Source organism: Leptotrichia massiliensis (genome assembly GCF_900104625.1).
In the GTDB taxonomy this organism is placed as follows: domain Bacteria; phylum Fusobacteriota; class Fusobacteriia; order Fusobacteriales; family Leptotrichiaceae; genus Leptotrichia; species Leptotrichia massiliensis.
Map to the genome: position 1 here is coordinate 19,745 of NZ_FNVZ01000002.1, position 21,759 is coordinate 41,503.

The following is a 21,759-nucleotide window of genomic DNA, read 5'->3' on the forward strand; positions in this document are numbered from 1 at the left end:
TTTTTCCTCTTCCATTTTATTTATTTTTAACAAAGTATTATTTAAACAAACTTTCTCAATATTTTCCTTTTACAAATTAAATTCTTATTTATAAATGCTCAATACCAAGTAATCAAAAAATTATTACTCTTCCAAATATTTTTTCAAATTTTCATAATTTTTTTTCGCTGTTTCATAGCCAATACTATACACTTCCAAAAGTTTCTTCTTATTTTTCTCAATTCTCCCAAGTGTCAGTTCCACTTCTGGACGAATCACAAAAATCTCTCCTTTTGCCTCCAACTCATCAATATAGTCAAGCACTTGATTATATCGGCTATATCTTGTATTCATAAGTTCTACAAATTTAGGAAACTTTTTATATCTTATCCCGGTAATTTTACCCAATGCACTTTGTTTTTTTCTATAATTTTTATCACGTGTCAAGACAACTATATTTTTTGTATTTCCATTTTCCATAGACTTTTTAATTGGTATTGAATCAGAAACGCCGCCATCCAGATAAACATTTTCATTAATACTAACCATTCTGGCAAGCAACGGCAAAGAGCTTGAAGCCCTTACATAAACAGTATCCTTGTCAAAGTCTTTGACTTCCGGATATTCCGCTTCTCCAGTCTCACAATTTGTAATCACTACCTGAAATTTTGTCTTATTTTTCATAAACGCCTCATTGTCAATTGGATTCAATTTATTTGGAATCTCATTATAAACAAAGTCTACTCCAAACAAATCTCCAGTAGTAATTAAGCTGTATAAACTGCAATATCTTTTATCATCCAAATAATCTACCGACACATTAAACGCTCTTTTATGCTGTTTTGCTAAATAACTGCAGGCATGACAAGCCCCAGCAGATACACCTATGCAACTATCAAATTCAATATTTTTTTCTAAAAAGAAATCCAGCACTCCTGCCGTAAATATCCCCCTAAGTCCTCCACCTTCCAATACTAACCCAGTTTTTTCTTTCATTAATTTCATCCCTTTCAATATTAATTTTTTGTTTTCTCCTATTATACACCCTTTGATTGTATTTTTCTACTTTTTTAATAATTTAATTTTTACTGTTCAAATTTTTAAAATAAATTATTAGAAAAAATTGATTTCTATTAATTGTCAAGGTATAATTAAAACGTAGGTTTACAAGTATTATACTAAAATTGAAAAAAATGTGTTGACAACTTAATTATTTTTTAGTATAATAAATTTGTAATTATTACAAATATATAAATATTATAAATTAAGGAGTGATAAAAATGTCAAAAACAGTTGAAAAATTAAATCTTTACTTAGCTAACTTGAACGTACTTTACAGAAAGGTTCAAAATTATCATTGGAACATTGTTGGTACTGGATTCTTTGCTGTTCATGAAAAATTAGAGGAATATTATGATGCGATAAATGAACAAATTGACGATGTAGCTGAAAGAATTTTGTCAATAGGAGGTCGTCCTTTAGGAACATTAAAAGACTACTTGGAAGTTACAACTATTAAGGAAGCTGAAAATAAGGAAATTTCTATTCCAGAAGCAGTAGCTGATGTGAAAAAAGAATTTGAAGCAATGTTAAAATTAGTGAAGGAAGTAAAAGAAACTGCTGATGAAGAAAATGACTACGGAACATCTGCATTAGTTGACGAATATATCAATACATACGAAAAAAACTTATGGATGTTAAACGCATATTTAAAATAAGATTTTTATGAGAAAATTACCAAACAAAGTCATTAAAATTACCTATTATATATATTTAGAGAAAATCTTTTTACAGATTTTCTCTTTTTTATTTACAAAATATATAAAAAATGTTATAATTAATTATTAACAAAAAATTAAAAAGGTGGGGTTATGGCAATAAGTTTATTTAGTTGCAGCTATATGGGGGTGGATACTTATGTTGTGGAAGTGGAAGTTGACCTGTCCAGAGGGCTGCCTGTGTTTAATATAGTTGGGATGGGAGATCAGGCGATTTCCGAGAGCAAGGAGCGGATCAGAAGCTGTTTTAAGAATGTGGGATTTGAATTTCCTGTCAGACGTGTGCTGGTAAATTTGTCACCTGCAAATATCAGGAAAAAAGGCAGCCATTTCGACTTGAGCATATTTTTAGGAATACTTGCGAATACGGGACATATTTCAAATATAGAAATATTAAAAAAATATCTAATTTTAGGAGAAATTTCCTTAAATGGAAAGATAAAATCAATAAATGGGGCAATAAATGCCACAATTCTGGCAAAAGAAACAGATTTTAAAGGCGTTATCGTTCCAATGGAAAATTACAATGAAGCAAAACTGATTTCAGGCGTGGAAATTATTCCTGTTGATGAAATTACCGAATTGCTGGACTTTCTGGAAGGAAAAACTGATGTAGAAACATTATGCAAAAAAGCTGTTGAAATGAATACTTCAAAATTGGAAAAAGATGAAAACTCAGATGAAACTGTCGATTTTTCAGATGTGAAAGGGCAACTACTTGCAAAAAGGGCTTTAGAAATTGCAGCGGCTGGTGGGCACAATGTATTTTTAATAGGCGATCCTGGTTCAGGCAAGTCAATGCTTGCAAAAAGATTTAACACAATTTTACCTGACATGCCTGAAGAAGAAATAATCGAAACAACAAAAATTTACAGCATTTCAGGAATGCTGAGCCAAAATGAGCCAATAATACGCAAACGCCCTTTCAGAGCTCCACATTATTCAGCTACACAAGTGGCTCTAGTAGGCGGTGCAAACAGAGTCGGAGAAATCACTTTGGCATTAAACGGAATATTATTTTTAGATGAAATTGGAGAGTTTGAAGGGAAAACATTGGAAACATTAAGACAGCCTCTGGAAGATGGAAAAATAGTTATTTCGAGAGCAAATTTCAGCGTAACCTATCCAGTAAAAAACATTACAATAACTGCCTCAAATCCTACTCCAAGCGGATATTTCCCTGATAATCCACTATGTAACGACAGTTTGCATGAAATAAAGCGTTATCAGAAGAAGTTTTCAGGACCGCTTCTCGACAGAATGGATTTATATGTAGAAATGCACCAGTTAAAAAAAGATGAAATTTTTGATGAAACTTTATCAGAAAAATCAAAAGAAATTCAGGCAAGGGTAATAAAAGCCCGTGAAATTCAAAGAGAACGTTTTAAATCAAATACTTTGAATAAAGACATGAATAAGAAACAGTTGAATAAATATTGCAAAATAGATGAAGAAAGCGAAGAAATTATGAAATCTGCCATTGATAATTTAAAATTGTCAGTCAGAATGTTTGATAAAATCTTGAAAGTATCCAGAACAATAGCAGATCTGGATGGGGAGGAGAACATAAAAAAGGAACATTTATTAGAAGCACTAAATTATCGCAGAAAATAAATAGTACTAAACTTATTTAAATTAGATTTGACTTTTTTACAATTTATGAAAATAAAAAATGTGTAACTATTCAAATAAAACTGAGTAATTACACATTTTTATATATTCTTTAATTTATTATTTTTTTTCGTTAATCCGTTCTTCTATGAAATCAAGCAATTCTTTTCTTCCAGTATTTTTTAATGAAGAATAAAAAAATACATCTTCATTTTTAAATACAAGTTTTTTCCTAATCTCCTTTAACTGCTTAAATTTTTCATTATTTGACAATTTATCAGCCTTTGTAAAGATTATATAATATTCAATTTCAAAATGCTCCAGCCATTTTAACATTTCCATATCCTCATTTGACGGAACTCTACGCAAATCAAGCAATAAAAATACTACTTTTTCACGTTTTGACACAAGATAACTTTCTATCGTTTTTCCCCAATTCCTTTTCACAGCCTCAGGAACTTTAGCAAATCCATATCCTGGCAAATCCACAAAATGAATTTTATCATTTATCAAAAAATAATTGATTAACTGAGTCCTTCCCGGCGTTTTACTTGTTCTTGCCAGATTTTTTCTTTTTGTGAGTGAATTTATAAGTGAAGATTTTCCTACATTTGATCTTCCGATAAAAGAAAATTCCACAGTATTATTAAATTCCGGATAATCTTTTTCCACAACTGCTGATTTCACAAACTCTGACTTGTTTATTTCCATATTTCACCTATTCTTTCTTAAATTTTCTAATTTTTAAACTCATCCTTCGCATTTTCCAATGAAGTTTCTTCTGGAATAAAATACCAAACTCCATTAATCATTCTTCCATCTCCATTAATTTCATACTGCTTAATTTTTTTATTTAGCAGAAATGCTGGAAATACTGACAATCCTCTAATTGGATTTACTGCAATATCCATCTTTTCTTTTGCATATCCGTAAACTTCTGGAATATATTTCCAGCCAGATGGTGCAGCTATTTTTTTGGCAATTCCTTGAATAACTTGTCTTTGACGCTCTTCTCGCTTGGTAGTTGTGTCACTTTTTCTATGTCTTGTATAGGCAAGTGCCATTCTCCCTCTCAAATTATAGACTTCTCCTTGATTAAAGTGAAATACTTCCTGACCAAAATAGTCCTGATTAAAGGTATGATTTGAAACAACATCCACTCCATCAATTAAATTTGTCAAGTTCATAACATCTTCAAATCTAAACCTTACATGATAATTAATTTTTGTATCAAGAAAACTTTCCACAGCGTCAATGGTACATTGCACGCCTCCAAAATGATGCGAATGCGTAATTTTATCCTGCTTATAATTTTCACAAGGAATTTCAGCGTACGTATCACGTGGAATCGAAATCATTTTTATCTGTGCCAAATAAGGAACAACCCTTATAACAACCAGACCATCGCTTCGAGAACCTTCTGTTGGCTGATTAGCATACGCATCTACTCCTATTATAAGAATGTTAAATGGCACAGAAAGCCACCCTATAAGTACTACTAAAAATATTCCTAGTATTATAAATACTTTTTTCATTTTTTCACCTCTTAATTTTTACACTTTTTCAATTAACATATTTTAAATAACATAAAGTAAATTATTTAAAGCCTATATTTGACTTTATAACTTTTTAACCTAATAAATTTTATCTTTTAATACTATTTCCCATTTAAATAGTAAAAATCAGAAAATTCATGGAATTAAAGCCTTTTTTTACAAGATTGTACTGTTTATAACCTATGTAATTATAAAATCCCTTATATGGATACTTAAAAATTAGATTTGATTTTCTAACAAGGCTATCAAATTAATTATTATAGAATTTTATTGCTATTTTTTAAATGGTGTTTAGTATAAGTTATTCAAAGTTCATTTTTACTACTTTTTTCAAAAATTCATCAATTTTTCTTTCTAAATCCTGAATATTTCCGTCATTCTCAATAACGTAATCACTTCGTTTCTTCTTTTCATCCAAAGACATCTGTGAATTTATAATATTTAAAGCCTCTTCTTCACTACGTCTGTCCCTGTCTAAAATACGTTGCACTTGCGTACTTTTTTCTGCACTGACTAACAAAATATAATCAAATTCCTTTTCCCACTGGACTTCAAAAAGAAGCTGAATTTCCACAAAAACTATCTTGCTTTCTTTTTTATATTCTAAAATTTCCTTCCGCATAGCACGTAAAATTTCTGGATGCATAATTGAATTTAAAATAAGCCTTTTTTCCTTATTTCCAAAAATAATTTTCCCTAACTTTTCACGTGAAATATTGTATTTTCCAAAATCATCACTTTCTAAAATTTCTCTTCCAAAGTTTTCCACAATTTTTTCCACAACCTTAGGAAATTTAATAACTTCATGAGAAATTACGTCCAGATCAATAACTTTATACCCTTTTCTTTGCAAAATCTGGCTAACTGTACTTTTTCCAGTTCCAATTCCACCTGTAAGTCCAATAACCATTTTTCTCCTTTACGCTTCCTTTCCACAATAAAATTTTTTTTAACTATTTTATTTTTACAAATTTATTATTATAAAATTTTAAAATATAATGTATTTTATACCTTTTTTCATTTATTTGCAACAATTTTTATTTTATAGTTTAAAATTTATTTCTTGTATTAATTTGCTTGTTTGAGGACAAAAATTGAAAAATTTTAGAGAAATAATAAAATTTTACAAGAAAATATGGTATAATAAAGGTAAGACTTAAAAAAAGAAAAAATTGAAAAAATGCTTGCAATATGATAAAATTACATATACAAAGTTTTTATAATAATGCAAAGATTTGATTTATAAAACGAGGAGGAAATATGGAACTTAAGGATATTCAAGAATTGATGCAAGTTCTAAAAAAAGAAGATCTAGCAGAAATTAAAGTAAGATACGGAAAAGTAAAGCTTACATTAACAAATTCTGAAACATTAAATACTGTAAACAATCAAGGATCAACATCAAAAAAAGAAGAAAAAGAAACTCCAAAACCTGCATTACCAGTAGAGGAAATTATTACATCAGGTAATGTTGGAAAAATAAAGTTATTAAGCTCAAAAACAGGAACAGTGGTAAAAAAAGGGCAAATTCTTGCTAAAGTTAATACAATGGGAATTGATAATGAGGTAAAATCAACTGTAAATGGTATTTTAACAGAAATTCTTGTTGCAGACGGTTCAGCTGTGGATTTTGCAAAAGAATTATTTAAAATTGAAGTGTAAATTATAGTTTTTCTTCTAAAATACAGACTTTATAATTAAAAATAATCAGATTTAATTTTTGAAGTCCGTTTTTGGAAAAGTGATTGTAATATATAACAGAAAATCTTTTAGGAGGATAGAATATTAATGTTCAAAAAAATATTAATAGCAAACAGAGGAGAAATTGCTGTTAGAATAATCAGAGCAGCAAGAGAATTAGGAATAGCAACTGTTGCAGTTTATTCAGAAGCTGACAAGGAATCACTTCACGTAAAGCTGGCTGATGAAGCTATTTGTATTGGAACTGCAAGTAGTGCAGATTCATACTTAAAAATACCTAATATTATTTCAGCAGCACAAATAACAGGAAGTGAAGCCATTCACCCTGGATATGGTTTTTTAGCAGAAAATCAAAGATTTGCTGAAATATGTGACAAAAACGAAATTGTCTTTATTGGACCAAAACCTGAATTAATCAATATGATGGGAGATAAAGCAACAGCAAGGGAAACAGCTATCAAGCATAAAGTTCCTATAACAAAAGGTTCTGATGGAATTGTGCCAAATGTAGAAGAGGCAAAAAAAGTTGCACAATGGATAACTTATCCCGTTATGATAAAAGCCACTGCTGGTGGTGGTGGTAAAGGAATGAGAATCGCCCACAACGAAAAAGAACTAGTGGAAAATTACACTGCTGCACAAAATGAAGCAAAGGCTGCATTTGGAAATCCAGATGTCTACATTGAAAAATATGTGGAAGAACCAAGACATGTTGAAATACAAGTTGTTGGGGATAAATTTGGAAATGTCGTTCATTTAGGAGAAAGAGATTGCTCTATTCAAAGACGACACCAAAAATTAATAGAAGAATCCCCATCAGCAGGAATTGATTCCAAAACACGTGAAAAAATGGGTAAATTTGCAGCAAAATTAGCTAAAGGTATTGGTTACGATAGTGTTGGAACATTGGAATTTCTCGTTGATAAAAATATGAATTTCTATTTTATGGAAATGAATACCAGAATTCAAGTAGAACATACAGTAAGTGAAGAAATTACTGGGGTTGACTTAATAAAAGAACAAATAAGAGTAGCTGCAGGAGAAAAATTAAGTATTTCTCAAAAAGATATAAATATCAATGGACATGTAATAGAATGTAGAATTAATGCGGAAGATTCTGAAAATGGATTTTTACCTTCATCTGGAATACTGGAAACATATATTCCATCTGGAGGAATTGGAGTAAGAGTCGACTCACATTCTTATCAAAATTACGAAATCCCACCTTACTACGATTCAATGATAGCAAAACTTATCGTAAAAGGTAAAAACAGAGAAGAAGCTATTGCAAGAATGAAACGTGCTTTAAAGGAATTTATTATAGAAGGTGTTGACACAACTATACCATTTCACTTAAAAGTACTTGATAATCAAGACTTCAAAAAGGGAACTATCTATACAAATTTTATTGAAACACACTTTAAGGAAGCACTTGGCAAATAATTAACTTTGTTAGTAAACAAGTAATAATTTTATAAATCAATTAAAATCAGATTATTAAATATTTGATAAAAACAAAAATTAGGAGGAATTAAAATGAACGAATTAGGAAATGTAAATATATCACAGGAAGTAGTAGCAACAATTGCAGAATCAGTAGTATCAGAAATCGAGGGAGTAAACAGCCTTGTTGGTGGAACTTCTAAAAATGAAATTGTTAAATTTTTCCAAAATGTATCTTCAGGTGGTAAAGGTATTGAAGTAGAAGTTGGAGAAACTGAATGTACACTAGATTTATACATTGTAGCAAAAATGGGACACAAATTACCTGCATTAGCTGGAGAAATCCAAACAAAGGTAGTAAAAGCAATTACTGAAATGACAGGACTAAAAGTTCAAGAAGTTAATGTTTATATTCAAAAAATTGTCAAAGAAGACAAGAAAGAAGTTGTTCAAACAGCTGTAGCAGAAACAGCAGAAATTGAAGAATAATAAAAATCATAATATACTCAAACTCTGTAAAACTTATCTAAAATAAATTATTCAGAGTTTGGGTAAACTCTAAAAGAAAGGAGAGACTGCCCAAAACATACTATTTTTAATATTAATTCTAACATTAATAAAAAATATGGTATATTTTTGACAGTATATATTAATGATTGCAATATTAGGATTTTTGGCAAAATTATCTGTTATACTCGGATTTATTGGAATCGCGTTTTCAAGTATATCAGATATGCTGTTTAAGACTGATTATTTAGGACAGCTTGATAATTTTATTGATTTAAATAGTTTAAATTTTAAAATTTTAGTTGGAATACTATCAATTATTTATTTAGTCATATTTTTACTTTCTTACATTAACAAACTTACAAAATATTCTCAGAATAGAAAAGTTAAAAATAAAAATGGAGAACTTGAAGTTTCCATAAAAACAATAAATGAAACATCAAAAGACTTTTTAAGTGGATTGGAAATTATAAAAAACTCAAAAGTGAAATCATATCCAAGTGGAAAAGCAGTCATTATAGAGGCCACTGTGGACACTTACAACGTCGATAATCTCAATGAAAAATTAATAGATATTCAAAATAAATTATCTGACTATATTTTTCAAGCAACTGGGATTACCGTGAAAAAAAGTAAAGTAAAATTGAAAAAAGTTTTAGGTGAAACAATCATTGAGAAAAAAATCATTGATTCTCCAGCTGTTCAAAAGGAAGAAAATAATAATAACGAAAACACAAATTTAAAAAACGAAAATGAGGCACAAAATGAAACTTCCCCATCTGGAAAGGAAAATTAATGACACGAAGAGGAATTAGAGAAGAAATATTTAAACTTCTTTTTGAATATGAATTAATTGACAACAATATTGATAAAAGAATAAATGATGTAATTAATGAAGAAAATTTTAAAAAAGATGAAGAAATTGACTTTTTAAGAAGTTATGTCACAGAAATAATTGAAAATCAGAATATTCTAATTGAAAAAATACGGGAAGTGCTAGACGGTTGGACTTATGAGCGTTTGGGAACAATAGAAAAAGTTTTGTTAAAAATATCTTTTTATGAAATTACTATAAAAGATATAGGATATGAAATAGCGATTAATGAAGTTCTTGAAATTGCAAAAAAATATTCCTACAATGATACCAAAGACTTTTTAAACGGAATTCTTGCAAAATTAGTACAAAATATTAAAGACGAAAAATAAAAATAATGTAAGAATATTTCAAGCAAAACAAATAATAAGCAAAAAACTTCTGTATTTATATATGGAAGTTTTTTTGTATATAGCAATTCTAGTTTAAAATTACAGTAAAAGGTAACAGTATCTATAACTATAGCCAATAGATTACTTTTTACATATTTTACTTCAATTTTTAAGTAGATTGACTATAATTTTAAATTTTGTAAACTTAGTATTTAAAAAATTTGAACATACTATAAAATTAAACTAGAAAAGGAAATAACACAATGAAAAAAATAGGAATAATTATAGGAAAATTTTTCCCTCTTCACATCGGACATGTAAACTTTATTCAAAGAGCCAGTGGGATTGTAGACAGATTATACGTTGTGATCTCATATTCTGATGATGCCGATGATTTACTTACTTCTAATTCCCGTTTTGTAAAGGAAATTACACCAAAGGACAGATTACGTTTTGTAAAGCAGACTTTTAAAAACCAACCTAATGTCTCATCCTTTTTACTGGATGAAAATAACTATTCCCAGCAAGGTGACAACTGGCAGGAATGGGCAACAGCTTTAAAAAATGAAATTGAGAAAAGAGAAAAGCTGCAAAATAAAGAGAAAATAGACTGGCAAAATGATGTAATTTTCATAAGCAATAGAGATGGGGACAAGGAATACAATCTAAAGCATTTTGGATCTGAAACTAAATCAATTGACAAAAATTATATTGAATACAACGTAAACTCAAAGCAAATACGTGAAAATCCAAGTAAATACTGGGAATTTTTACCACGTGAAGTAAGGGAGCATTTAATTCCCATTATTACAATTTGTGGAGGGGAAAGCAGTGGAAAAAGTGTAATGATAGACAAACTTGCAAACGTTTTTAATACAACTTCCGCTTGGGAATATGGACGTGAATATGTTTTTGAAAAATTAGGTGGAGACGAAGAATCATTACAATATTCTGACTATGAAAAAATCGTTTTTGGACATCAGTCAAATGTTTTGTACGCTGCTAGAAATGCGAATAAATTTGCATTAATTGATACAGATTATATAGCTACTCTAGCTTTTTGTTTGACTTATGAAAAACGGGACAATCCAATAGTTCGTGAATTTGTCCAAAATTACAGATTTGACTTGACGATTTTACTTGAAAATAATGTTGCTTGGGTAAATGATGGACTTCGTTCAATTGGTGATAATGACAGACGTCAAAAATTCCAGAATTTATTGAAGGATTTGTATAAAGAATACAATATTCAATATATTACAGTAAAATCAAGCAGCTACGAAAAAAGATATTTAGCTTGTAAACACATTATAAAAGCATATTTAGATGGTGCTGATAATTCACAGCTTCAAGAAATAGCAGACACTTTTATATAAAAAAATAACCTATTACTAAAATTTATTTTAATTCTTAGTACATAGGTTTTTTTATTTTTTATTTATTAAATTGTAAATTTAGAATTTTAGATTTTTGAAAAAATAGCTAAATACTTTTATCGTGCCCTCCTTAAATCGTGCATACTTAGCCATTTTTGAAAAACCACTTTATAATTATATAATTTAACAAATTATACATCTAATTATTCTCTTGTCCCCATTTCCTTGTCTAATAAATATAACGTAGCACTGTTATTATCAACATCAAGTGAAACAATCTTGTCAATTATTTTTTGAGCTTGTTCCTCTTCTTCTTCCTGCTCTTCAGCAAACTCATTTAAAAATACTTCTGCTCCGTAATCTCCCAATTCTCTAGCAAGTTTGTGAATATTTTCAATTGCAGCTGTAACAGATTCTTCGTGAGCAAGTGCTGCTTCAAAAACTTCCTTCACTGATGTAAAATCCATTTTAGGTTTATCTAATCCCAAAAATTCAATTTTTCCATTTCTTTTTAATACATACTCATAAAATTTTTTTGAATGTTCTATTTCCTCTTTTGCTTGATTTCCCATCCAGTTTGCAAAACCTTCTAATGCTCTTTCGTCAAAATATGCAGCCATAGCTTGATACTGATAAGCCGCTGCTAATTCCATATTTATTTGATTATTTAATAAAATTTCTAATTCTTTATTTAATTTCATATTTTCTCCATTTCTATTTTTTGTTTTAATAATTTATTTCTAATTTTTCTTTTCTAAACATTTTTCGCAAGTACCTTTTATGTAGAAATGTATTTCATCAATTTCCACATTACCCAATTTTGATAAATCAAATTTTGATAAATTTACGTCAAAATCTATTATTTCTCCACAATTTTTACATTTGAAATGTCCATGATCCTCTGTCACTACATCGTATCTCACTTCGTTTTCTTCAATAATAATTTCTTGAATAATGTTATTACTGACAAATATATTTAATGTGTTATACACTGTAGTTTTTGATAAAGTAGGCATTTCAGGAGATAAATTCTGAAAAATATCGTCGACTGTTGGATGTGTATGATGATCCAGCAGATATTGAAATATTTTCATTCTTTGTACTGAAGGTTTTATTCCATTTTTCTTTAAATAGTCGCCAACGTTTTCTATATGCATATTCCCTCCTAAATTATTTATATCATTTTTTATTTAATTAATTATATTTACCTTTCCTTTGTATCCATTATAATTTTATACTCTTTTCTATATTTTGTCAATACATTTATTTATTTTTATTCTCAAAGTTATTTTTTACAGTATTTCAAGATACTTAAAACTTTTTTATAATTAAAATAAAATAACAATAATTTTAAAAATCTCAGTTACTGCGAGTCATTTAGTGGAATTAAAAATGTGAATACGGTTTTAATATTAGGCACACTTTTTACAAAAATTTCAATATTATGCCGTAAAGCTATTTCTTTTGCAATTGCAAGTCCCAATCCCATTCCATTTTTATTTTCCTCAGTATTTGACTTATGATAACGGTTAAAAATTTCTCCAATATTTTCAGGATCAATACCTCTTCCACTGTCACATATTTTAAGCTCGTACTTTTTATTCTCTTTTTTTAACAAAATATCAACTTTCTGATTTTCATTAGAAAATTTTATTGCGTTATCCAGAACAATTATTATCATTTGCCGAATCCGCTGATAATCACCAACAAAAAGATACCTGTCTTCTTCAATTGCATTTTCAGCAGAAAAATTTATTTTCACACCTTTTTTAGTTGAAATCTGTTTCATGCTTCTCACAGCGTCATTTATAATTTCAAATAAATTTATTGTACTTTTATCAATGGAAAAATCTGTATTTTGAAGTTTCGTCAAATCTATCAAATCATTAACCAGCCTTTGCAGATGAATACTATCTGATAAAATCTGTTCATTATAATCCTTTAGCTGCTCAGGATTACTTATAACTCCATCGCAAATGGCTTCTATTGAACCACGAATCACTGTAATCGGCGTTCGCAGTTCGTGAGAAATATTTGCAATAAAATTTTGCCGCATTTTTTCAAAACGTTCACTTTCTTTTGAGCTTTTATCTAGTTGAAGTGCCAGTTTATCAATACTTTTTGCAAGTTCCCCAATTTCATCGCTCTGTTTTATCTGTGTTGTTACTTCATAATTTCCCTTTGCCAATTCTGTTGTTGTATCACGAATTTTATTAAGTGGCTTTGTAAAGCTTATGGAAAGCCAGACCGCACTTATACTTGCAAGGATTAGAGCCGCCAAGATACTGAAAATAAGAGTATAAATACCGCTTTTTAATGCTGAAGACATATATTTTACTGGAGAATGAAGGAGCACGACTCCTTCAATTGTTTCACCATTTTTTATTGGAACTGCTACTGTTATTGAATTTTCATTTAAGTAATCATTAAAATTTTCTGTCGTAGTTGTTTCTCCAGAAATAGCTTTTTTAATAGTTTCTTCTGCATTTGGAGGTAATTTCAGATATGAAAACGGTTGTCCCTTCTCATTTCTTCCCTGCACAATATTTCCTGTTTTTGCATCCACTATCCAGACTTCTCCCATCGCAATGTCCTCAATCATTCGCATACTTCTAAATATTTTGACATTATTGTCCTTCTCATCCACAATTCTATGTCTATGAAAATGTTTTTCATCTAGTAATTTTTTAGAATTTTTTTCTTCTGGACTTTTTTCAGTTTCATTTTTCCGTATATTTTCAATAACATTGTTTTCAAATGCTTTTCCATTTATATTTCCTACAATTTTAGGTTTTTCTCTCCTAACTGGCTTTTCAGAAGAAGTTTCCTTTGATGGGGGTTTCCTGTCTTTATTCTCAAGATTCTCATTTCCGTCTTCAAACCACATTTTTGAAAGAGTTGTTGAAATCTTATAAGCTCTTTCAACCAAATCTTTCTTATGTAAACTAACAGTATTTTGAATATAAATATATCCAAAAATGCTCCCAATCACAATGGAAAATAACAAAAGCGACAATCCAAAATATGAAAGTAATTTTATGAATATTTTATTTTTAAATTTTATGCCTTTTATTTTCACACTATCTTCCTTCTGCTACAACCTTATCCATCCAGCTAAATAACTCATCTAAATCATAATCTCCAGAATGTGGAGTTGCCCAAGGCGATGCAAAATCAACTTTTTTCCCAAGATTTTCGAGTTTTATAGCAAGTATCGCAGGTATTGCAAGTGAAGTATCCTTGTCAACCGCACCATGTCTTATTCTCCAGTATTTTACTTTCGAATTTGCAATGTAGTTCATTGGATTCATCATTTTTATGATTTTTTTATCAGCCATAGTTCCATTTACTGTCGAGTGTTCCAACATGTATTCCGTAAAATGCTTATTGTTCGTAGTTTCGTCTCCAAACTCATTGTTTTCTCCAGTTGATAAATCCACATTGTCAAACGCTCCAGGTGTTTTTTGTCTACCCATATAAGCCACATATTTATCATAATCTAAATCTACAACTTTCCCATTTTTTATTGTCAAAAATTCAAATTCCGATAAATCAGTCCCTTTCTTCAAAGCGACATTTGCAGAATCAATGTAATATTGCTTAATCTGCTCCTTAAAACTTCCATTTCCATTTTCATCCAATGTTAAAAGTTTCCCATTTTTACATTTTAATTTTAGACTGTTTAAATAGGTAGGAAACATTTTCTTCAAATCATTTGAACGTAAAATTTCATCATCAGTCAACGTACCCTCAGTATATGTTCTTTCCACATTGTAGTCTAACATTGAAATCTCTATCTTTTTATATGTTTTTACATCGTTAAACATCCATTCGTAAGCTGTATTCGCATTATCCAAGTTAGTTATTGGACAATAAGCTGACACAGCGTAAATATCATCTCTTACATTCAATGCACCAATTTCCTTTAGATACGGTTCATAATCTCTACTATTCCCAGCTGCACCAAGTAAAGCCGAAACAGCTCCTCCAGCACTTGTCCCATTGGAAATAATTCTATCCGCTCTTCCTGGCATTCTAGTATCATTATATCGCAAATATCTCACAGCTGCCTTCAAATCTACAATTACAGCAGGTGCCTTTCCAGTATACTTCCCATCTTTTTCCAAAGTTCTACCTCTAGCTCCAGGACTTGCCACAACATATCCATTTAATAATGCAACTAATGAAGCATCAGGTTTTCCATCTCTTGCATTTCCAGGCACTCCAGCCGCTCCAGGCATATATCCTCCTACTGTATTTGGGAAAAATATTGGTGCACTTTTTGCATTGTATTTTCCAACTGACCTATTTTTAAAATATTCTTCTGGAATATAAATATTTATAGTCTGATAAGCAATATCAACTGGTTTTGCAACATAAACTATATTTTCATAAGCACGATAAGTAACCGTTTTCCCATTAACAGTCGCTGTTTTCGCCGTATAATTCTTATTTACATCAAAATTTAAATTATAACCATTTTCTGTTTTATTTGTTATCATATCTTCGGTTATTACTTTTTTATTCATAGGTGCTCCCATTTGTGGCTTTTTATCTTCATTCTTATTTACTTCAACATTTTTATGATTTTTACTAGAATCTACTAATCCTTTTTTATTATCAGCAGCCATTGAAAAAGCGGAAACCAATAAACTTAAGATAATTAATTTTTTTCTCATAAATTCTCCTTTTATTTTACTACATTTTATTTTTTAACAAAAACCTTATAATATTTCCCATTAGAGTATATAGATTTATTATAAATCCTATTTAATAAAGTATCTTAACTCTTTACCAGAAAATAAATAAAATATCTTTTCAATTTTTTTAGTGTACTATAAATAAAAAATAAAAAAGGACATAAGTATAAAACCTATGCCTTTTAACTATTATAATCATTATACTAATTCAATAATTGCCAATTCAGCTGAATCTCCACGTCTAACAGCAGTTTTGATGATTCTTGTATAACCACCATTTCTTTCAGCATATTTAGGTGCAATTTCATTAAAGATTTTTGCAACTGCTCCTTCATTTCTTAAAAATGCAAAAGCTTGTCTTCTCAAATGCACTCTTCTTGCCGCATCAGTCGAATTATTATATTTTTTCCCTAAAGTAATTGCTTTTTCAGCAAACTTTCTTAATTCTTTAGCACGAGTTACTGTTGTTTCAAGTTGCTCATGTTCTACTAAAGAAATTGTCATATTTTTAAGCATAGCTAATCTATGATCAGTTCTTCTACCTAGTTTTCTATATGATTTATTATGATTCATTTTCCCTCCTCGTTTAAGATTTTATTCTAAATTCTAGTTTAATTTTATATGATTACTCATCATTACTTTGATTATCACCTAAATCATAACCAAGTTCTTTCATTTTATCGATAATTTCATTTAGTGATTTTTTCCCTAAATTCTTAATTTTCAATAATTCATTATATGTCATTGAAGTTAAGTCTGAAATTGTATTTACTCCTGCTTTCTTCAAGCAGTTATAAGAACGTACTGTAAAGTCAAGTTCTTCAATTTTCATATCTTCAATATTATTTTCATTTTCAGCATCAGCTTCTGCTAATTCATCTTCACTATCTCTGTATTTGCTCATACTGTTTCCAATATTTGTAAACGGCTCCAAATGCCAAGTTAATAACTCTACTGCATAAGATAAAGCGTCTTTAATTTCAATACTTCCATCTGTAGCAATTTCCAAAATTAACTTGTCATAATTTGTAACACGTCCAACCATCGTATCTTCAACACTATAATTTACTCTCTTGATAGGTGTATAAATCGCATCAACTGCCAAATATCCTATTGGCCATCCATCAGTATTAATTTCATCAGAAACTACAAATCCTTCTCCAGAATCAACAAGAAATTCTATGTCAATTTGTCTATCAGTTGTAACAGTCATAATAACTTGTTCAGGATTTATAATTCTTAATCCAGGTTCTACATGGATATCTGCTGCTGTAATTACAGCTGGTCCTTTTACTGAAAGTGTCATTTTCTTTTCACCAGGCTCATCAGCTTCAACTACTATTTCTTTCACATTTAAAATAATATCTGTAACTGCTTCTTTTACACCTTCTATTGTAGAAAATTCATTTAACACACCTTCAATTTTAATTCCTTTTATTGCAGTTCCTGGAATTGAGGATAACAATATTCTTCTAAGTGCATTTCCAATAGTATTTCCATACCCTCTGTATAAAGGCTCTAGTGTGTATTTTGCTGTATAATTATCTTCTTTTTCTTCAGTTAATCTTACATTTTTAGCTATTTTTTCAATATTTAACAAGCTAATTCATCTCCTCCGATTAAAATATTATTATCTAGAGTAGAACTCGATAATCATCGCTTCGTCAACTTCAAAGTCAACTGCATCTCTTCCTGGATTTTCTAACACTTTAGCTGTCAAAGCTCCTTCTTCAAGTGATAACCATCCTGGAACTGTTTTTTGTCCAACAGACTCTTTAATTAAAGCTAATTCTTTAGAATCTTCTTTAACAGTAATTACATCACCTTGTTTTACTCTATATGATGCAATATTTACTCTTTTTCCATTAATTAAAATATGTCCGTGACTTACGATTTGTCTTGCTTGTCTTCTTGTAGCACCAAATCCTAATCTGTAAATTACATTATCTAATCTTCTTTCAAGATATTGAAGTAAAAGTTCCCCTGTTACTCCTTCTTTTCTTGTTGCTTCTTCATATAATTTATAAAATTGTTTTTCCATTACTCCATAAACAAATTTTACTTTTTGTTTTTCTCTTTGTTGTGTTCCGTATTCAGTTAATTTTCTATTTGCATTTGGTCTAATATTTCTATTTGATTTTTTGTTTACCCCTAAAACAATAGGATCTAAACCAAGATTTCTACATCTTTTTAACACAGGCTGTCTATCTCTTGCCATTTATCTTTTTCCTCCTTAGTTTATAAAATTACGGTCTTCTCTTTTTAGGTGGTCTTGCACCATTATGAGGTACTGGAGTTATATCAACTATTCTTGTTACTTCTAATCCAGTAGCCTGTATTGATCTTATAGAAGCTTCTCTTCCAGATCCAGGTCCTTTTATTTTGATTTCGATTTGTTTCATTCCGTTTTCAATTGCAACTTGAGCTGCTTGTTCAGCTGCTATTTGAGCTGCAAATGGAGTTCCTTTTTTAGTTCCTTTGAACCCTGAAGTTCCTCCTGATTTCCAAATTACTACTTTACCTTCTGAATCTGTTATAGTAACAACAGTATTGTTAAAAGTAGAATGTATATATGCGATTCCATTAGGAATATTTTTTAGTTTTTTCTTTTTTGAAGTTGCTGGTCTTTTTGCCACTTATGGTTTCCTCCTTTAACTTAATAGTTTATTATTTTTTCTTAGCAATTGCCATTCTAACTGGCCCTTTTCTAGTTCTTGCATTTGTTTTAGTTTTTTGTCCTCTTACAGGTAATCCATTTCTATGTCTTAATCCTCTGTAACTCTTAATATCAAGTAGACGTTTGATGTTAAGTCTAATTTCTTTTCTTAACTCACCTTCAATTTTGTACTCTTCTACAGCGTTTCTCAATTGTGCTACTTGTTCTTCTGTCAAATCTTTTACTTTAGTATCTCTGTCGATACCAGTTGCTCCTAAAATTTTGTTTGAAGTGCTTCTACCAATTCCAAAAATATAAGTTAAAGAAACTTCTACTCTTTTATTTCTTGGAATATCTACTCCTGCTATTCTAGCCAAATTTTTTTCCTCCTCGTTTTGATATTTTTAATCTTCTTCAATATGCCCTCACATACATAATATAAGGAATAAGCTCTACAGCTAAACATACCTTTACAATCTTTATTTAAATATCCATAGTGTCTTTGTATCTTAATTTAATCTATATATATTTTAATAAAAATGTTTTTAGGTTTATTAATCTGTTTTTTAAAATTATCCTTGTATTTGTTTGTGTTTAGGGTTTTCGCATATTACTCTTACTTTTCCGTGACGTTTAACAATTTTACATTTGTCACAAATAGGTTTTACTGAAGCTTTTACTTTCACTAAAAACCCTCCTTCCAACTTTTATTTTTTTCTATATACAATTCTGCCTCTTGACAAGTCATACGGAGAAACTTCCACCGTCACCTTATCTCCTGGCAAAATTTTTATATAGTTCATTCTCATTTTCCCTGAGATATGTCCTAAAACTTCGTGTCCATTTTCAAGCCTTACTTGAAACATTGCATTTGGTAATGCTTCAATTATTTCACCTTCCAGCTCAAGAACATCCTGTTTTGCCATAAATAATCACCTCGGATCCTTTCTATTATAACAAAAAAATAAATAAATGTCCAGTTTTTTTGCATTTATTTTTGATATTTAATTTTACATAAAAAACAAAAAACAACTAACACTTTTTATTTACCTTATCATAATACAGTATTTGTACTCTTTTGTCAATTATTTTTATTTTACACTTTTCTATTTCTTAACACTTCTAAAAATTCTATACCCCGCATTAATTTCGAGAGTTTCACAATTGCCAAAAACTTCTTCCAGCTTTCTCTGTGTACTTTTCGCTCCGTGCTTTGTCTGAATTACACAATAAAATTCTCCATTTTCATTTAAATGCTCGAAACTTTGTTCATAAATTTGAAAAATTGTTTGCTTTCCAGCTCGAATTGGTGGATTAGACAAAATTACATCAAACTTTTCAGAAATATTATCAAATACAAAAGATTTTCTCACTTCAAAATCGTCATTTTCAGCCTTTACAACTCCATTTTTTAAAAGATTTTCCCTAGTAAGATCCAATGCCCGCTCATTCACATCTGATGAAACAGTTCTAGCATTTTCAAAAAAAGACTTTATAACAACTGATACAACTCCATATCCACAACCAATATCCAGCACATCAAACTTTTGACTTTTCCTATTCAAATTTTCTCTCAAAAAAACTTTTAACATAACATCAGTTCCGAAATCTACCTTTGTCTTTGAAAATACTCCATTATCTGTTACAAACTCAAATTTTTTATTTTTTATTTCATATTTTATTATTTTTCTATCCGATTTTACTTCCTGCTTTTCTGAAAAGTAATGGCTCATTTTTTCACCTCTTAAATTTTCTGTTTTTATAATTATTATAGCATATTTTTCACAGTTATATGCCATTTTTTATCTTACACATATTTTATTAAAAAACAATTCTCTCTTAAAATTATTGCACATACAAAATTCCTTGCATTCTTTTCAATTTTTTTATATAATAAATTTAACACAAAACTATTAATTTAAAATTTTGTGTATAAATAAAAATAAAATTTTATGGAGGTTTTGAAATGATTAAAAAACTTGTTGAAATAGAAGGAATGCATTGTGAAAACTGTGCTAAAAAAGTAGAAGATGTTTTATACGGACTGCCAGAAGTGGAAAATGTGGAAGTAAACCTTTCTAATAAAAATGCAAAAGTTACTTTAAACGAAGAAGTTGACGATTTGCTGATAGCAGATGTGGTAAATGGTGCTGGACATTATAAAGTGAAGGATGTTACAGAAATTTCTTAATTTTTTTTATTAACTATTTATTTACAAAAAATTAAAAAATTTATTTTAAATTGAGTTGATTTTTTTATTATAAAATGTTATAATAATGATGTAAAAGAATAAAAATTCTCATTGTAATGTACAAATCAAAAGAGAGCTAACCCCCAAAGTAAGCTCTCTTTTTTCGTTATTTCCAAAATTCTTGAATTAAAATTATTACTATCTGTAATAAAATTACAATTAAGATTTTTATCAATAACGTTCTCATCGTAATGCACCTCCTTTCTCAAGGATTGCTAAAATTATATCATTTTTTGAAATGTTTGTATATCTATTTTTTAATTTTTTTAATAAATTACAAATTTTTATAAAATAAAAAAGATGATATTGAACAATTTTACTGCTCTTTATCATCTTTTAAATTTTATATAAATTTTTTATCTAACTCATTTATTTTTTCTACGGATTCATGCTGATATTCTTGAATTGATTTCATTAACTCTTTAAATTCATTTTCATTATATTCTTTTATTGAGCCATCCGAATTTTCACATCCTTTATTTTCAATCTGATACATTCTCTCAAAAAACTTTATCAATAATTTTTTAGTATTGTATAAATATTCATAATCAAAATCAGGATAATTATCTGAATGGATATACTCAAAAAGTTCATTTAAAAAATTTTCTTTAGTTTCATAATCTTTTAAATCGAAGATATCTCCCAAATTAAATTTTTTTTCAAACTTTCCTTTAATATTTTGAGTTTCAACTCTCCACTCATTATTGTCTTCTGATTCAAATGTAATTTTGATATGTTTTAATTCGTTTGAATGCATTAATTTTAAATTCAAATCATATTTTTTCATAAATTCCTCCTAAATTTTAAAATTTTAATTTATAATTATATTTTTATTTCTTATTAAAAGTTCTCTATCATATATTCATAATCAATTTTCTCTTTGTAACGAATATCTTACTCCAATATACATTCAGATTCATCCACACGACTTATTTTATCTTTTATAGTTAGTTCATTTTCTGTTGATAAATTCATAACTTTTCTATCTTTTTTTA

The 21,759-nt window shown here is 29.0% G+C and carries 26 protein-coding genes; 9 read left to right on the plus strand and 17 right to left on the minus strand.

The genetic code is table 11. The features are described 5' to 3' along the window. Positions 1-123: 123 nt before the first annotated feature. Positions 124-975, minus strand: coding sequence for a patatin-like phospholipase family protein (locus BQ5344_RS00425; protein WP_071123779.1), 852 nt, complete (start codon positions 973-975; stop codon positions 124-126). Positions 976-1,259: 284 nt separating this feature from the next. On the opposite strand from BQ5344_RS00425, the gene BQ5344_RS00430 reads away from it, so the two are divergent. Both BQ5344_RS00430 and BQ5344_RS00435 read left to right on the plus strand, forming a co-directional pair. Next, the gene (locus tag BQ5344_RS00430) at positions 1,260-1,697 is read left to right on the plus strand and encodes a Dps family protein (RefSeq protein ID WP_071123727.1); all 438 of its coding nucleotides are present in this window, start codon (positions 1,260-1,262) and stop codon (positions 1,695-1,697) included. A gap of 153 nt (positions 1,698-1,850) precedes the next feature. Next, positions 1,851-3,371: a YifB family Mg chelatase-like AAA ATPase gene (locus BQ5344_RS00435; protein ID WP_071123728.1), complete on the plus strand. Its 1,521-nt coding sequence runs from the start codon at positions 1,851-1,853 to the stop codon at positions 3,369-3,371. Positions 3,372-3,488: 117 nt separating this feature from the next. Here BQ5344_RS00435 and yihA read toward each other — a convergent pair whose 3' ends face one another. The 3 genes from yihA to coaE form a co-directional block, all read right to left on the minus strand. Beyond that, positions 3,489-4,079, minus strand: a complete 591-nt coding sequence (gene yihA, locus BQ5344_RS00440) for a ribosome biogenesis GTP-binding protein YihA/YsxC (RefSeq protein WP_071123729.1) — start codon at positions 4,077-4,079, stop codon at positions 3,489-3,491. Positions 4,080-4,105: 26 nt separating this feature from the next. Beyond that, positions 4,106-4,903, minus strand: a complete 798-nt coding sequence (locus BQ5344_RS00445; RefSeq protein WP_071123730.1) for an LCP family protein — start codon at positions 4,901-4,903, stop codon at positions 4,106-4,108. Between the two features lie 322 nt (positions 4,904-5,225). Further along, the gene (gene coaE / locus BQ5344_RS00450; RefSeq protein ID WP_071123731.1) at positions 5,226-5,834 is read right to left on the minus strand and encodes a dephospho-CoA kinase; all 609 of its coding nucleotides are present in this window, start codon (positions 5,832-5,834) and stop codon (positions 5,226-5,228) included. A gap of 350 nt (positions 5,835-6,184) precedes the next feature. Here coaE and BQ5344_RS00455 point away from each other — a divergent pair, with 350 nt between their 5' ends. The 6 genes from BQ5344_RS00455 to nadR all read left to right on the plus strand — a co-directional run bounded on the left by BQ5344_RS00455 (position 6,185) and on the right by nadR (position 11,157). After that, positions 6,185-6,586 carry an acetyl-CoA carboxylase biotin carboxyl carrier protein gene (locus BQ5344_RS00455; protein ID WP_021768402.1) on the plus strand — a complete coding sequence of 134 codons (402 nt, stop codon included), beginning with the start codon at positions 6,185-6,187 and terminating at the stop codon, positions 6,584-6,586. Positions 6,587-6,712: 126 nt separating this feature from the next. After that, positions 6,713-8,068, plus strand: coding sequence for an acetyl-CoA carboxylase biotin carboxylase subunit (gene accC / locus BQ5344_RS00460; RefSeq protein WP_071123732.1), 1,356 nt, complete (start codon positions 6,713-6,715; stop codon positions 8,066-8,068). 93 nt (positions 8,069-8,161) lie between these two features. Then, on the plus strand, positions 8,162-8,557 hold the full coding sequence (locus BQ5344_RS00465) for an Asp23/Gls24 family envelope stress response protein (protein ID WP_071123733.1): 396 nt from the start codon (positions 8,162-8,164) through the stop codon (positions 8,555-8,557). A gap of 163 nt (positions 8,558-8,720) precedes the next feature. Then, entirely contained in the window at positions 8,721-9,371 is a 651-nt protein-coding gene (gene amaP, locus BQ5344_RS00470) for an alkaline shock response membrane anchor protein AmaP (RefSeq protein ID WP_071123734.1), read from the plus strand. Beyond that, the gene (gene nusB / locus BQ5344_RS00475) at positions 9,371-9,781 is read left to right on the plus strand and encodes a transcription antitermination factor NusB (protein WP_021768406.1); all 411 of its coding nucleotides are present in this window, start codon (positions 9,371-9,373) and stop codon (positions 9,779-9,781) included. The genes amaP and nusB overlap by 1 nt, the downstream gene beginning before the upstream one ends. 263 nt (positions 9,782-10,044) lie before the next feature. Then, on the plus strand, positions 10,045-11,157 hold the full coding sequence (nadR, locus tag BQ5344_RS00480) for a multifunctional transcriptional regulator/nicotinamide-nucleotide adenylyltransferase/ribosylnicotinamide kinase NadR (RefSeq protein WP_071123735.1): 1,113 nt from the start codon (positions 10,045-10,047) through the stop codon (positions 11,155-11,157). 203 nt (positions 11,158-11,360) lie between these two features. Here the strand turns inward: nadR and BQ5344_RS00485 are convergent, their stop codons facing one another. The 12 genes from BQ5344_RS00485 to BQ5344_RS00540 all read right to left on the minus strand — a co-directional run bounded on the left by BQ5344_RS00485 (position 11,361) and on the right by BQ5344_RS00540 (position 20,246). After that, positions 11,361-11,858 (minus strand): ferritin, encoded by a 498-nt coding sequence (locus BQ5344_RS00485; RefSeq protein ID WP_021768408.1) that lies wholly within the window; start codon positions 11,856-11,858, stop codon positions 11,361-11,363. A 39-nt stretch (positions 11,859-11,897) separates the two neighbouring features. Next, a complete protein-coding gene (locus BQ5344_RS00490) occupies positions 11,898-12,314 on the minus strand; it encodes a Fur family transcriptional regulator (RefSeq protein WP_021768409.1) in 417 nt (138 codons plus the stop codon). Positions 12,315-12,520: 206 nt separating this feature from the next. Continuing rightward, on the minus strand, positions 12,521-14,236 hold the full coding sequence (locus BQ5344_RS00495) for a sensor histidine kinase (protein ID WP_071123736.1): 1,716 nt from the start codon (positions 14,234-14,236) through the stop codon (positions 12,521-12,523). 1 nt (position 14,237) lies between these two features. Next, on the minus strand, positions 14,238-15,836 hold the full coding sequence (locus BQ5344_RS00500; protein ID WP_071123737.1) for a subtype B tannase: 1,599 nt from the start codon (positions 15,834-15,836) through the stop codon (positions 14,238-14,240). A gap of 219 nt (positions 15,837-16,055) precedes the next feature. Continuing rightward, positions 16,056-16,430, minus strand: a complete 375-nt coding sequence (rplQ, locus tag BQ5344_RS00505) for a 50S ribosomal protein L17 (RefSeq protein ID WP_006805846.1) — start codon at positions 16,428-16,430, stop codon at positions 16,056-16,058. Between the two features lie 52 nt (positions 16,431-16,482). Next, positions 16,483-17,457 (minus strand): DNA-directed RNA polymerase subunit alpha, encoded by a 975-nt coding sequence (locus tag BQ5344_RS00510; RefSeq protein WP_006805847.1) that lies wholly within the window; start codon positions 17,455-17,457, stop codon positions 16,483-16,485. A 30-nt stretch (positions 17,458-17,487) separates the two neighbouring features. Continuing rightward, positions 17,488-18,075 carry a 30S ribosomal protein S4 gene (gene rpsD, locus BQ5344_RS00515; RefSeq protein ID WP_006805848.1) on the minus strand — a complete coding sequence of 196 codons (588 nt, stop codon included), beginning with the start codon at positions 18,073-18,075 and terminating at the stop codon, positions 17,488-17,490. A gap of 28 nt (positions 18,076-18,103) precedes the next feature. Further along, entirely contained in the window at positions 18,104-18,493 is a 390-nt protein-coding gene (gene rpsK, locus BQ5344_RS00520) for a 30S ribosomal protein S11 (protein ID WP_015770205.1), read from the minus strand. A 31-nt stretch (positions 18,494-18,524) separates the two neighbouring features. Next, positions 18,525-18,890, minus strand: coding sequence for a 30S ribosomal protein S13 (gene rpsM / locus BQ5344_RS00525; protein ID WP_021768414.1), 366 nt, complete (start codon positions 18,888-18,890; stop codon positions 18,525-18,527). 195 nt (positions 18,891-19,085) lie between these two features. Beyond that, positions 19,086-19,199, minus strand: a complete 114-nt coding sequence (gene rpmJ / locus BQ5344_RS00530) for a 50S ribosomal protein L36 (protein ID WP_015770204.1) — start codon at positions 19,197-19,199, stop codon at positions 19,086-19,088. A gap of 21 nt (positions 19,200-19,220) precedes the next feature. Beyond that, complete coding sequence (infA, locus tag BQ5344_RS00535) at positions 19,221-19,439, minus strand: translation initiation factor IF-1 (RefSeq protein ID WP_006805851.1); 219 nt, start codon at positions 19,437-19,439, stop codon at positions 19,221-19,223. Between the two features lie 180 nt (positions 19,440-19,619). Beyond that, positions 19,620-20,246: a class I SAM-dependent methyltransferase gene (locus BQ5344_RS00540; protein ID WP_071123780.1), complete on the minus strand. Its 627-nt coding sequence runs from the start codon at positions 20,244-20,246 to the stop codon at positions 19,620-19,622. Between the two features lie 233 nt (positions 20,247-20,479). Here BQ5344_RS00540 and BQ5344_RS00545 point away from each other — a divergent pair, with 233 nt between their 5' ends. Beyond that, a complete protein-coding gene (locus BQ5344_RS00545) occupies positions 20,480-20,704 on the plus strand; it encodes a heavy-metal-associated domain-containing protein (protein WP_071123738.1) in 225 nt (74 codons plus the stop codon). Between the two features lie 403 nt (positions 20,705-21,107). Here BQ5344_RS00545 and BQ5344_RS00550 read toward each other — a convergent pair whose 3' ends face one another. Next, positions 21,108-21,551 (minus strand): hypothetical protein, encoded by a 444-nt coding sequence (locus BQ5344_RS00550; protein WP_071123739.1) that lies wholly within the window; start codon positions 21,549-21,551, stop codon positions 21,108-21,110. Between the last annotated feature and the right edge of the window lie 208 nt (positions 21,552-21,759).